This window comes from Saccharopolyspora terrae (assembly GCF_004348435.1).
GTDB lineage: Bacteria > Actinomycetota > Actinomycetes > Mycobacteriales > Pseudonocardiaceae > Saccharopolyspora > Saccharopolyspora endophytica.
In genome coordinates, this window is the sequence record NZ_SMKS01000005.1 from 133,374 (window position 1) to 144,911 (window position 11,538).

Annotated in this window: 15 protein-coding genes; 5 read left to right on the forward strand and 10 right to left on the reverse strand. The window is 71.2% G+C overall.

Going from position 1 to position 11,538, the window contains the following annotated elements; genetic code table 11:
* Positions 1 to 7: 7 nt before the first annotated feature.
* Positions 8 to 1,228: an NRAMP family divalent metal transporter gene (locus E1181_RS05630; protein ID WP_132672822.1), complete on the reverse strand. Its 1,221-nt coding sequence runs from the start codon at positions 1,226 to 1,228 to the stop codon at positions 8 to 10.
* A gap of 129 nt (positions 1,229 to 1,357) precedes the next feature.
* Between E1181_RS05630 and E1181_RS05635 the strand changes: the two genes are divergently transcribed.
* Positions 1,358 to 2,050: a GntR family transcriptional regulator gene (locus E1181_RS05635; RefSeq protein ID WP_132672823.1), complete on the forward strand. Its 693-nt coding sequence runs from the start codon at positions 1,358 to 1,360 to the stop codon at positions 2,048 to 2,050.
* On the opposite strand, the gene E1181_RS05640 is transcribed toward E1181_RS05635, so the two are convergent.
* Together E1181_RS05640 and E1181_RS05645 are read right to left on the reverse strand one after the other, a co-directional pair.
* Complete coding sequence (locus E1181_RS05640; protein ID WP_132672824.1) at positions 2,038 to 2,367, reverse strand: branched-chain amino acid transporter permease; 330 nt, start codon at positions 2,365 to 2,367, stop codon at positions 2,038 to 2,040. The two genes, E1181_RS05635 and E1181_RS05640, sit on opposite strands and share 13 nt — an antisense overlap.
* A complete protein-coding gene (locus E1181_RS05645; protein ID WP_132672825.1) occupies positions 2,360 to 3,079 on the reverse strand; it encodes an AzlC family ABC transporter permease in 720 nt (239 codons plus the stop codon). Before E1181_RS05645 ends, E1181_RS05640 begins: the two co-directional genes overlap by 8 nt.
* An 81-nt stretch (positions 3,080 to 3,160) precedes the next feature.
* Between E1181_RS05645 and E1181_RS05650 the strand changes: the two genes are divergently transcribed.
* On the forward strand, positions 3,161 to 3,601 hold the full coding sequence (locus E1181_RS05650; protein ID WP_132672826.1) for an Lrp/AsnC family transcriptional regulator: 441 nt from the start codon (positions 3,161 to 3,163) through the stop codon (positions 3,599 to 3,601).
* A 105-nt stretch (positions 3,602 to 3,706) separates the two neighbouring features.
* Here the strand turns inward: E1181_RS05650 and E1181_RS31720 are convergent, their stop codons facing one another.
* The 5 genes from E1181_RS31720 to E1181_RS05675 all read right to left on the reverse strand — a co-directional run bounded on the left by E1181_RS31720 (position 3,707) and on the right by E1181_RS05675 (position 5,534).
* Positions 3,707 to 3,928, reverse strand: coding sequence for a hypothetical protein (locus tag E1181_RS31720; protein ID WP_207922024.1), 222 nt, complete (start codon positions 3,926 to 3,928; stop codon positions 3,707 to 3,709).
* Positions 3,929 to 3,992: 64 nt separating this feature from the next.
* Entirely contained in the window at positions 3,993 to 4,319 is a 327-nt protein-coding gene (locus E1181_RS05660) for a hypothetical protein (RefSeq protein WP_132672827.1), read from the reverse strand.
* Positions 4,320 to 4,428: 109 nt separating this feature from the next.
* The gene (locus tag E1181_RS05665; RefSeq protein ID WP_132672828.1) at positions 4,429 to 4,608 is read right to left on the reverse strand and encodes a CsbD family protein; all 180 of its coding nucleotides are present in this window, start codon (positions 4,606 to 4,608) and stop codon (positions 4,429 to 4,431) included.
* An 82-nt stretch (positions 4,609 to 4,690) separates the two neighbouring features.
* A complete protein-coding gene (locus E1181_RS05670) occupies positions 4,691 to 4,900 on the reverse strand; it encodes a CDGSH iron-sulfur domain-containing protein (RefSeq protein WP_132672829.1) in 210 nt (69 codons plus the stop codon).
* A complete protein-coding gene (locus E1181_RS05675) occupies positions 4,881 to 5,534 on the reverse strand; it encodes a HemK2/MTQ2 family protein methyltransferase (RefSeq protein ID WP_132672830.1) in 654 nt (217 codons plus the stop codon). The genes E1181_RS05670 and E1181_RS05675 overlap by 20 nt, the downstream gene beginning before the upstream one ends.
* A 120-nt stretch (positions 5,535 to 5,654) precedes the next feature.
* On the opposite strand from E1181_RS05675, the gene E1181_RS05680 reads away from it, so the two are divergent.
* Genes E1181_RS05680 through gndA form a run of 3 tightly spaced genes read left to right on the forward strand, consistent with a single transcriptional unit; the run spans position 5,655 to position 9,277 of the window.
* Positions 5,655 to 6,797, forward strand: coding sequence for a carboxylate-amine ligase (locus tag E1181_RS05680; RefSeq protein ID WP_132672831.1), 1,143 nt, complete (start codon positions 5,655 to 5,657; stop codon positions 6,795 to 6,797).
* Positions 6,794 to 7,798 (forward strand): iron-containing redox enzyme family protein, encoded by a 1,005-nt coding sequence (locus E1181_RS05685; RefSeq protein ID WP_132672832.1) that lies wholly within the window; start codon positions 6,794 to 6,796, stop codon positions 7,796 to 7,798. The genes E1181_RS05680 and E1181_RS05685 overlap by 4 nt, the downstream gene beginning before the upstream one ends.
* Positions 7,799 to 7,837: 39 nt before the next feature.
* Positions 7,838 to 9,277, forward strand: a complete 1,440-nt coding sequence (gndA, locus tag E1181_RS05690; protein WP_132672833.1) for an NADP-dependent phosphogluconate dehydrogenase — start codon at positions 7,838 to 7,840, stop codon at positions 9,275 to 9,277.
* A gap of 243 nt (positions 9,278 to 9,520) precedes the next feature.
* Here gndA and E1181_RS05695 read toward each other — a convergent pair whose 3' ends face one another.
* Together E1181_RS05695 and E1181_RS05700 are read right to left on the reverse strand one after the other, a co-directional pair.
* Positions 9,521 to 10,714 carry an MFS transporter gene (locus E1181_RS05695; protein ID WP_235876423.1) on the reverse strand — a complete coding sequence of 398 codons (1,194 nt, stop codon included), beginning with the start codon at positions 10,712 to 10,714 and terminating at the stop codon, positions 9,521 to 9,523.
* Between the two features lie 114 nt (positions 10,715 to 10,828).
* The gene (locus E1181_RS05700) at positions 10,829 to 11,416 is read right to left on the reverse strand and encodes a CGNR zinc finger domain-containing protein (RefSeq protein ID WP_132672834.1); all 588 of its coding nucleotides are present in this window, start codon (positions 11,414 to 11,416) and stop codon (positions 10,829 to 10,831) included.
* Between the last annotated feature and the right edge of the window lie 122 nt (positions 11,417 to 11,538).

Sequence of the window (11,538 nt, forward strand, 5' to 3'; positions counted from 1 at the left end):
GTCGTCCTCACTTCCACAGCGCCGCGATGCCGCCGACCGAGTTGACGCCCAGGTAGACCGTCAGCAGCCAGGCGACCGCGCCGACCACCAGCAGCCAGCGCGGGTAGCGGTAGCCGCCGAGCAGATCGCCGCGCCGGGCGGCCACGAACATCAGCACGCCGAAGCCCACCGGCAGGATCAGCCCGTTGAGCGCACCGGCCAGCACCAGCAGTGTGGTGGGCGCCTGGTCCAGCAGCACGAACACCAGCGCGGAGATCGCCACGAACGCCACGACCAGCCAGTTGCGGGCCTTCTCCAGCGAGCGGGAGAAGGTGACCAGGAAGGACACCGAGGTGTAGGCGGCGCCGACGACCGAGGTGATGCTGGCGGCCCAGAGGATCATGCCGAACAGCCGCACCCCGATCTCACCGGCCGCGTGCTGGAACGCCTCGGCGGTGGGGTTGGCCGAGCTGAGGGCGACGCCGCCGGCGACCACGCCGAACACCGCGAGGAACAGCACCAGCCGCATCACGCCGGTGACCAGCAGCGACACCACGGAGCTGCGGCTGACGTCGGTGATCTGGTCCGGTCCGGTCACGCCGGCGTCGACCAGCCGGTGCGCCCCGGCGTAGGTGATGTAGCCGCCGACGGTGCCGCCGATGAGCGTGGTGATGGCCAGGAAGTCGACCTCGCTCGGCCACACGGCCTGCACCAGAGCCTGGCCGACGGGAGGTGCGGAGGAGAACGCGACGAAGGCGGTCAGCGCGATCATCACGATCCCCAGCACCACGACGATCCGGTCCATCGCCACACCCGCGCGCTTGCTGAGGAAGATGCCGATCGCGATCACCGCGGACAGCGTGCCACCGATCTTGGCGTCGAGCCCGAACAGCGCGTCCAGGCCCAGCGAGGTTCCGGCGATGTTGCCGATGTTGAACACGAGCCCGCCGAAGACCACCAGCGCGGCCATCACGTAGCCGAGGCCGGGCAGCACCTTGTTGCCCAGGTCCTGGGCGCGCATGCCGGAGACGCCGATGACCCGCCAGACGTTCAGCTGGACGGCGATGTCGACCAGGATCGACACCAGGATCGCGAAGGCGAAGGCGGCCCCGAGCTGGATCGTGAACTGGGTCGTCTGGGTGATGAAGCCGGGCCCGATGGCGCTGGTGGCCATCAGGAACACCGCACCGAGCAGCGTGCTGCGCTTCCCCTTCGATCCGTTCTGCCGGGGTGTGCTCGTCTCGGTCATGGCACTCCGATCCCGCGGTGGCTGTGGTTCGGAACAACATAGAGAATTGTTGAACAATACCGCAATACCCCGTTTGGAACTTTCCCGTTAAACTGTTGATCACCTGCACCTACTGCACAGGGAGCCGGCTTGACCGCAACCGATCCGTGGGCTGACCTGCTGGCGGCCGACCGAGCGCTGCTCGACCGCACCAGCACCGCCGAGCGGGTCGCCGACGTGCTGCGGCAGCGGATCATCGACGGCGCCCTGTCCCCCGGCACCCGCCTGTCCGAGGAGAGCGCGGGCAAGGCCCTCGCGGTCTCCCGCAACACTCTGCGCGAAGCCTTCCGGCTGCTGGTGCACGAACGGCTGCTGGTGCACGAGTTCCACCGCGGCGTGTTCGTCCGGGTGCTCTCCGCCGAGGACGTCATCGACCTCTACCGGATCCGCCGCCTGCTGGAGACCAGCGCGGTGCGCCGCGGCGAGAACCCCGACCTGGTCTCAGCGGTCGACCGCGCGGTCAGCGACGGCGAGCGCGCGGCGGCCGAGGAGCGCTGGTGGGACGTGGGCACGGCGAACATGCGCTTCCACGAGGCGCTGGCGGCGCTGGCGGGCAGCCCCCGGGTCAACGACACGATGCGCCAGCTGCTGGCCGAGCTGCGCCTGGCGTTCCACGTCATGTCGCGCCCCGAGGAGTTCCACAAGCCCTACCTCGGGTTCAACCGCGAGATCGCCGACCTGCTCACGGCCGGGCACCGGGAGGCGGCGGCGGAGAAGCTCGACGCGTACTTCGACGCCGCCGAGACCCAGCTCGTCGCCGCCTACCGCACCTACCAGGACTGAGCGAAGACCACGCTGGTCAGCAGCACGTGGACGGCGGTCCCGCCGAGGATGCTCAGCACCGGGTTGCGCTTCCACAGGTGCAACCCGATCGTCGCCGCCAGCGACAGCGCGGTCGGCGCGTACGCGGTTGCCTGGGTGTCGTGCAGCGTGTAGACGGCGAGGATCACCATGACGCCGACCGGCATCCGCGCGCCGAGGAAGTGCACGGTCGCGCTGCTGCGCAGCGGCGCGAGAGCGGCGAACGGCAAGGCCCGCAACGCCCAGGTGACGGCGACGGACACGGCCACCCCGCCGGCGATGTGGATCGGGTCAGGCATCGACGTCCTTCTTCCGCAAGAGGATTCGGCTCGCCAGCAGGCAGGCGGTGAACAGCCCGAGGGAGACCAGCAGCATCTGCTCGGGGAACAGCAGCGCGCTCACCAACGCGCAGACCATCGCCAGCGCCGGGACGGGAACGCTGCGACGCGCCCGGTAGGCGTCGATGGCCAGCACGACGAACAGCGCGGTGAGCGCGAAGTCGAGACCGTCGAGCCGGAACGGCACCAGCGCCCCGAACAGCGCGCCCAGCGTCGCGCCCGCGACCCAGTAGAAGTGCAGCAGCACCTGCAACCACACGATCCGCCTGCCGCTCCACTCCTGCGCCGCGGGTCCGGTCGACAGCGCGTAGGCCTCGTCGGTGAGCGCGAAAGTGCTGTACACCTTGCCGACTCGGCTGCGCACCCGGTGCAGCGGGAAGGACAGCGCGTAGAACACGTGCCGGAAGTTGACCAGCAGCGCCGTCACCGCGACGTTCGCCAGCGGCGCGGCGGCCACGACGAGGCCGATCAGCAGGAACTCCAGCGAGCCCGCGTAGATCAGGGCGGCGAACGCCGTCGCCCACCACCAGTCCAGACCGGCGTGCACCACGAGCAGTCCGAACGCGATGCCCAGCGGGATCATCGCGAGCCCCACGGAGCTCGAATCGCGCAGAGCACCCCGCACGTCGGCGCGCGGGGAGGAAGCGGTCTCAGCGACCAGAACGGCAGGCATGCCTGCAATTTTAGGTGGCGGACGGAGTAATGTGGTTGCCGTGCGTTCCCAGTTTCCGACCCTGAGAGCAACATGATGTCGATGGATGCCCTAGACCGCGCAATATTGTCTCATCTGAGCCAGGACGGCAGGTTGACCAACGTCGAGCTCGCCCAGCGGGTCGGCCTCACGCCCGCTCCGTGCCTGCGCAGGGTCAAGCGCCTGGAGTCCGAGGGGATCATCACCGGCTACCGCGCCCGCATCGACCCGGCCGCCACCGGTCGCGGCTTCGAGGTCATGGTCTCGGTCGAGATCAGCATCAACGACCTGCAGACCGTCGAGGAGCTGGAAGGCGCCATCACCGCCTACGACGAGGTGGTCGAGGTGCACCGCCTCTTCGGCCGCCCCGACTACCTCATCCGCGTGGCCGTGGAGGACTCGGCGACCTTCGAAACCTTCCTCACGACCAAGCTCATGGCGCTGCGCGCGGTGGCCAGGGTCGACTCCCACATGATCATGAAGAAGCTCAAGACGAGCGACTGACCGCGACGAGCGCGGGGCCAGTCGCGGTAGCGGGTCTGGTCGGCGGTGATCAGGGCCGCGCCGAGGCCGGTGAGGCTGCCGGACCGCGGCCACGACCGAGTGCAGCTAGTCGCGGTCGCCGTCGTCCAGCGCGCGCAACCAGCGCGGAGCCCGGTCGCCCGTCGCGGCGCGCAGCCTCGCCTGCCTGTGCCACGACAGGTACTGGGGCGGCAGCCGCCGCTCCCGGGCCAGGTGCAGGCTCAGCACCAGCTCCCACATCGGGTCCGGCGCCTCGGCCAGCCGCACCCGCGCCAGGTCGTCCCGGTTGAACACCAACCGCAGCGTCATGCCCGCCCCCATGGACGCGGGACTGCGCCGCTGATGGCCCCAACCCCGCCTTGCGCACGACTTTCTACGTGGTGCCGGGCCGGTTGTGGTTTCCGTGCCGCAGCGGATGCATCGCTTCCGGGGCCCCGGCCGGCGTCACCGGCGAGCCCTTCGCGGAGTCCTGCGCCTCCGCAGGTTCCGCGCGGTGCTCACCCGATCCGGGTTGGGCACCGCGGCGGAGCTCGTAGAGCCGCTGCCGCATCATCTCGACCACCTGCGGGCGGTCGTTGTGCTCCTGCTCGTACTCCAGCACGCGCGTCAGCTCGTCCTGACCGAGCGAACGGATCATGTGCTGCAACGACCCCGTCGACAGCTGGTCGTAGTCCGGAAGCGGGAAGTCCTGCTCCTGCATCGCCGAGCCTCCTCGGGAATTTCGGACGTGGCTCGGCGGGGGCTCGCCATCAGCCCCCGCCGAGGGGAAACCGGTTGAGTCGCGCGGGCTTCCGGACCGGCGCTGGGAGTCACCCGTCCTTGCCGAAGGCGTCCTTCGCGTTCTCACCGGCCTGCTTGAGGTTGCCCTTGGTCTGCTCGGTCTTGCCCTCGACCTCGGTTCTGCGATCGCCCGTGGCACTGCCGAGCTTCTCCTTGGCCTTGCCCACGGCCTCCTCCACCTTGTGGCGGGCCTTGTCCATCGCAGACATCTGAACATCCTCCTCATCCTCGGGAGACCACGGCTTACCCGGGAGCCCCGTCGACGAAACGTCGAGCGATCCGGCCCGGCGGTCACGCGTCGCGCACCTTGCGGCGGTGGCTGGTGTCGCAGAAGGGGTAGTTCTGACTGCGACGGCACGCGCAGACGGCGACCACGAACCGGTCGGAGTCCACTGTGGTCCCGTCCCCGAGCACCAGCCGCACGGGACCTTCGACGAGGATCGGTCCTCCGGGGACGACGGTGACCCGCCGGAGGTCGGGGTCACCGCGGCCGGTCCGCACGGATCACCACCAGTTCCTCGCTGCGCTGCCCGCGCCGGATCAGCCCGCGGTCCTCCAGCACGGCCGCGCGCTCGTCGAGGACCGGGCCGAACGCCTGCGCTTGGCGGTCCACCACAGCGGCTTTCAATCCCCCGGCACGCAGCCGCACCAGCGTCGCCTCCACGTCGGCCAGGTCGGACTGCACCAGCAGCAGCGTCCCGCCACCGACCAGGAGCTCGGGCGCGCGAACGCACAGCCGGTCGATGACCGCGCGGCCGTCGTACCCGGCGTCCCACGCACGCGCCGCGCCGCGCGGTGGCTCGGGGCCCTGCGCGGGGACGTAGGGCGGGTTGGCCAGCACCACGTCGAACGGGTCGGGGTAGTCGCGCGCCAGCGCATCGCCCCGCTCCGCGCGCACCGGCAAGCCGCGCAGCCAGGCGTTCGCACGCGCCACCGCGACGGCCGCGCTCGAGACGTCCACGGCCGTCACCTCCCCAGCGCCGGTGCGCGCCGCGGCCAGCGCCAGAGCGCCGGTCCCGGTGCCGACGTCGAGCACCCGGCTGCCCGGCTCGATCCCGGCGTCGCCCAAAGCCCGCGCCAGCAGCCAGGTGTCGCCCTGCGGCCGGTAAACAGCCGAGGTTCTCAGCAATCTCATGGCCAACAGGTTTCCTCCCCCGCCGAGTCGCAAACCACGAGCTCAGAGGTTTGACCAGGCCCTCACCGGGGAAAGCAACGCCATGCAGGCCGGATCGCAGCCACGGGGAGGAGCTCGCCGGTGAACACTCCCGCCGTCGAGAACGCCGAGCCGGCGGTCGAACAGGCTCCCGAACCCTCGCGCACCTTCGGCGTCGAAGAGGAGTTCCTCGTGGTGGGCCCGGAGAGCGGCGCCCCGTCCGGACGGGGTCCGGCGGTGCTGGCCGCAGCGGCCGACCTCGATCCGCAGCACGGCTTCCACCCCGAGCTGCTGACCAGCCAGGCCGAGGCCGCCACCGGCGTGTGCACCTCCTCGGCGCAGCTGCGCGGGCAGCTGCGCTCCGCGCGCGAGCGGATGAGCCGCGCGGCGCAGGCGGAAGGACTGGCGCTGATCTCCTCCGGGACACCGCCGTTGCCGGGCGAACCGGGCGCGATCTCACCCGGCGCGCGCTTCAACCGGATCGCCGAGACCTACCGCGCGGTCGTCACCGACTACCAGGCCTGCGGTTGCCACGTGCACGTCGGCGTGCCCGACCGGGAGCAGGCCGTGGCCGTGATCAACCACCTTCACCCGTGGCTGCCGTCGCTGCTGGCCATGTCGGCGAACTCGCCGTTCCACCTCGGCACCGACACCGGCTACGCGAGTTGGCGCCTGGTGCAGCAGACCCGGTTCCCCGGCTCGGGAATCCCGCCGCGGTTCCGCTCGGCGTCCGAGCACGACGAGCACGTCGCGCGGCTGGTCGAGTGCGGAGTCCTCGTCGACGAGGCCATGTCGTTCTGGCTGGCGCGGCCGTCACCGCACCTGCCGACGGTCGAGCTGCGCGTCGCGGACGCGGCCACCACCGTGGGCGAGGCGCTGCTGCAAGCGGTCGTGACCAGGGCTCTGGTGCGGACCGCGCAACGCGAGCTGGACGCCGGCCGCGAGGCACCGGAGATCGATCCGCGTCTCGAACAGGCGGCCGTGTGGACCGCAGCCCGCCACGGGCTCGACGGGCCCGGCATCGACCTGGTGGCGCGGCGCCGCGCGCGGTCCGCCGAACTCGTGCACCGCATGATCCGCTGGGCCGCAACCGAACTGGAGGAGACCCGCGAGCTGGCGACGGTCCGCAAGCTCGTCGCCGGACTGCTGCACTGCGGCACCGGCGCCCGCAGACAACGCGCTGCGGCGGCCCGAGGTGATCGGGCGCTGCTCGCGGCGATCCGAGTCGAGGGAGGGGTGCGATGACCAGTCTGCCGGAACCGCGCGGCCCGCTGTCCGCCGCGGTCACCGCCACGCTCCGCCGGGAACCCCCGGCCCCCGCGCCACCCCCGGAGCTGGCGCACGACTGCGATCCCTGGGGCCAGGACCTCGCGATCGCCCTGCACACCTGCTACGAGCTGCACTACCGCGGGTTCGACGGCGTCTCGTCGGAATGGGAGTGGGCCCCGGGCCTGCTGGCCCTGCGCGGCGAGCTCGAACGCGTCTTCCTGGACGCGCTGCGCGCCGGCACCGACGCCTCCGACGACGTCGCGGGCGTGCTCGACGAGCTGCTGGTGGAACCCGTGCCCGGCAACGGCGTCTCGCACCACCTGCGCGACCGCGGGCAGTGGTGGCAGGTGCGGGAGTACTTCGCGCACCGCTCGATCTACCACCTCAAGGAGGCCGACCCGCACGCGTGGGTCATCCCGCGCCTGCAGGGCCAGGCGAAGGCGTCGCTGGTGGCGGTGGAGTTCGACGAGTTCGGCGGCGGGCGCGGTGAGCGGGTCCACGCCCAGCTCTTCGCCGACCTGCTGACCGGCGCCGGGCTGTCCGCCGACTACCTGCACTACCTGGACGTGGTGCCGGCGCCGCAGATCGCCATCGTCAACCTGATGTCGCTGCTGGGCCTGCACCAGGGATTGCGCGGTGCGCTGGTCGGGCACTTCGCGGCCGCCGAGATCACCACGGCGCCCAGCGCGCAGCGCCTCGCCAAGGCTCTGGACAGGCTCGGGGCGGCGCACGAGTGCGTCCACTTCTTCACCGAGCACGTCGAGGCCGACGCGGTGCACGAGCAGGTCATGCGCAGGGACGTGATCGGCGACCTGCTCGATCGGGAACCGCGGTTGGCCGAGGACGTCGTCTTCGGCGTCCGGGCCACCGAACTGCTGGAGGGCAGGCTCGCCGACCACCTGCTGGGCGCTTGGGGCCGCGACGAGACCTCGCTGCTGCGGCCGCTCGACGTCCCGGAACCCGCCGCGAGCAGCTGAGCCCCGCCGAGAACCGACGTCACCACGGGAGTCACGCGAATGAGCACAACAGCGCAGATCGGCATCAGCGGACTGGCGGTCATGGGCCGCAACCTGGCGCGCAACTTCGCGCGCAACGGCTACGCCGTCGCGCTGCACAACCGCACTCCCGCCAGAACCCGCGAGCTCGTCGACGAGTTCGGCCACGAGGGCACGTTCGTCCCCGCCGAATCCGCCGAGGACTTCGTGGCAGCGCTCGAACGGCCGCGACGACTGGTCATCATGGTCAAGGCCGGTGACCCCACCGACGCGGTGATCCGCGAGTTCGCACCGCTGCTGGACACGGGGGACGTGATCATCGACGGCGGCAACGCGCACTTCGCCGACACCCGCCGCCGCGAGCAGGAGCTGCGCGAGCAGGGCATCCACTTCGTGGGCACCGGCATCTCCGGCGGGGAGGAAGGCGCGCTGCGCGGTCCGAGCATCATGCCCGGTGGCTCAGCGGAGTCCTACGCCTCGCTCGGCCCGATGCTGGAGAAGATCGCCGCCAAGGCCGACGACGGAGCACCGTGCGTGACGCACGTCGGGACCGACGGGGCCGGGCACTTCGTGAAGATGGTGCACAACGGCATCGAGTACGCCGACATGCAGCTCATCGGCGAGGCGTACCAGCTGCTGCGCGACGTCGCCGGATATCCGCCGAAGGAGATCGCCGGGATCTTCCGCGCGTGGAACACCGGCAGGCTGGACTCCTACCTGATCGAGATCACCGCCGAAGTCCTGTCCCACGTGGACGCCGCGACGGGACGACCCTTCGTCGACGTGGTCGCCGACCAGGCCGAGCAGAAGGGAACCGGGCGCTGGACGGTGCAACTGGCGCTGGAACTGGGCGTGCCCGTCTCGGGCATCGCCGAAGCGGTGTTCGCCCGCTCGCTGTCCGGGCACACCGCGCTGCGCGAGGCGTCGCGCGGCCTGGCGGGGCCCACCCCGCGCGCGCTTGGGGACGCCGAGGCGGCGAGGTTCGCCGACCAGGTCGAGCAGGCGCTGTACGCGTCGAAGATCGTGTCCTACACGCAGGGGTTCCACGAGATCGCCGCGGGCAGCGCGCAGTACGACTGGCGGCTGGACCTCGGTGCCATCGCCGCGATCTGGCGCGGTGGGTGCATCATCCGCGCGGCGTTCCTGGACCGCATCCGCGCGGCCCACGACAACCGGCCCGACCTGCCGAGCCTGCTCGCCGACCACGAGTTCGCGGCGGAGATCGCCGAAGCCCAGGACGACTGGCGCGCGGTCCTCGTCGCCGCCACCGAACAAGGCGTTCCCGCACCGGGTTTCGCCGCCGCCCTCGCCTACTACGACGCGCTGCGCGCCGAACGCCTCCCGGCGGCGCTCACCCAGGGCCAGCGGGACTTCTTCGGCGCCCACACCTACCGCCGCACCGACCGGGAAGGCACCTTCCACACCCTGTGGGCCGACGACCGCTCCGAGGTCGAGGTCTGATGGCTGCGAGGACTCGTTTTGCGTGGCGGTGCGGGTGGCGGCAACCCCCGAACGGGAAAGCGCAGCGGCTCTCTGGTTCCGGGATCCGAGACTTGTGTATGCCCGATACACGGCGCTACGGCTGTCCTCCCCAGAGAACCGCAGAGAAATCCCCCGAAGGGGACGGCACGGCGGTGCGAGTGAGTCCCACACCTGAAACAGCAGCTGACGCCGCCCTCTTCAAGGCCCTTGGCCGAGCATTTCTCAGTCGGCTTCGTGCTCGGGTGGCTTCGCGGCCGGAACCGCCAGGGCTGACGGGACCAGCAGGGCCGCGACCAGCAGCAGCGCGTGCAGGGTGCCGACGTGGTCGGCGAGGTAGCCCAGCAGCGGTGGGCCCGCGAGGAACGCCGTGTAGCCGATGGTGGAGACGACGCTGACGCGGGCCGCCGCGCGGGCCGGGGCGTCGGCGGCCGCGCTCATCCCCACCGGAAAGCCCAGGGACGCACCGATTCCCCAGATCGCGGCGCCCAGGAACACCAGCGGTAGCCAGGTCCCGAAGACCACCAGCAGCACGCCGATCCCGGCGGTGGTCATGGTGGCCCAGAGGACCTTCGTGCGGCCGAAGCGGTCGAGCAGGACCGTGCCGACGACGCGGCCCGCGGTCATGGCGCTGAGGAACACCGCGAAACCGACCGCGCCGAGCCACGGCGGGATGCCGTAACCGTCGACCAGGGCCACTCCCAGCCAGTCGTTGGCAGTGCCCTCGGTCAGCGCCATCGCCAGAACCATCAACCCCACCAGCAGGGTTCGCGGTTCGGCCCAGGCGCGGACGATCCCGCCGCCGGGCGACTCCTTCTCCTCGTCGTCGTGCGCGGGCAGCAGGGACGGTGCCGCCAACGCCGGGATCACCGCGACCAGGACCGCCGCACCGACCAGGTGCACCACGATCGGCACGCCCAGCCCGGCGCAGGCCGCCCCCACCCCGGCTCCGATGACGGTGCCGAAGCTGAAACCCGCGTGGAAGCGCGGCATGATGGTGCGGCCGATCCGGCGCTCCACCGCTGCGCCGTCGATGTTCATCGCCACGTCCCACACGCCCGTGCCCAGTCCGAGCGCGAACAGGCCGGCAGCGGTCACCCAGACGTCGCCGAACACCCCGGCACCGGCGCCGGCCAGCGCCACTCCGGCGGCGTCGAGCACGGCAGCGCCGGTGATGGCCGCTCGGGCGCCGAAGCGGTGCACCAGGGCTCCCGCCAGCGGCAGCGCGAGGATCGATCCGACGGAGATCGCCAGCAGCAGCCTGCCCAGTTCGCCCGGCGAAACCGACAGCGCGTCGCGCGCTTCCGGGATCCGCGACATCCAGCTGGCCATCGCGAACCCGTTGAGCGCGAACACCACAGCAACAGCGTTGCGAGCACGCAGCACACCGGTATCGGCGCGCGTTTCGACCGCCACCACAACCCCCAGCATCGATCCAGATCGCGCACCAGTCTGCGGGTGCCGCCGTTGAGCGGTCAAACCAATTCCGGGATCAGGCCGCCCGCGCGACGGCGCCGTAGCCCCGGGAGCCGCTCAGCTGGTACCCGTCCGCGCGCCGGTCGCGTTCTTTCGCTGGTTGGCGTTGAAGCGCGCCTTCTTCTGGCGGTTCCCGCACGTGTTCATGTCGCACCACTTGCGGGTGCGGCTCTGGCTGGTGTCGAAAAAGGCGGCCCGGCAGGTCGGCGAGGCGCACAACGCCCACTTCCCGTCTCGTTCACCTGCGATGATGCTGATCGCGTCGGCGGCGATCACGCTCAGGGCGTCTTCCACGCTGGAAGCCGAGCCCAGCCGCCACTGACGACGTCCCTCGGGCGTCAGGACGGCCGCCGCCCGACCTCGAACGCTGCGGTCGTTGATGACGTGGACGGCTGACGCGGGAAGAGCGTCGTGGAGCGCGGCCGCGGTCGCGGCGGCGTGGATCGACTCCCTCAGTTCCCGCGCGAGTTCGAGCTGGTCGGTGGTGCAGGAGTCCACGGCCAGGCCGCTCACCGCCAGCCAGTCGACGAGTCGCTGCGGCGTGGGGATGCGCTCCACGGCGTCGCCGCACCGCTCCGTCAGGGTCGCCGTGAAGCTGGTCGCCAGCTCGGTACCGAGGCGGAAGTCGGGGAAACCAGCACGCATGGAACCACCTTAGCCCCGGTGGCCCGGTGGGCCGCGGTGGTCGGTTGCACGCCGACGCGCGGACTGCTAGAACCACCTTAGCCGGTTCACCACAGGTCGCGGCCGGTTCTGCGATGGCCAGG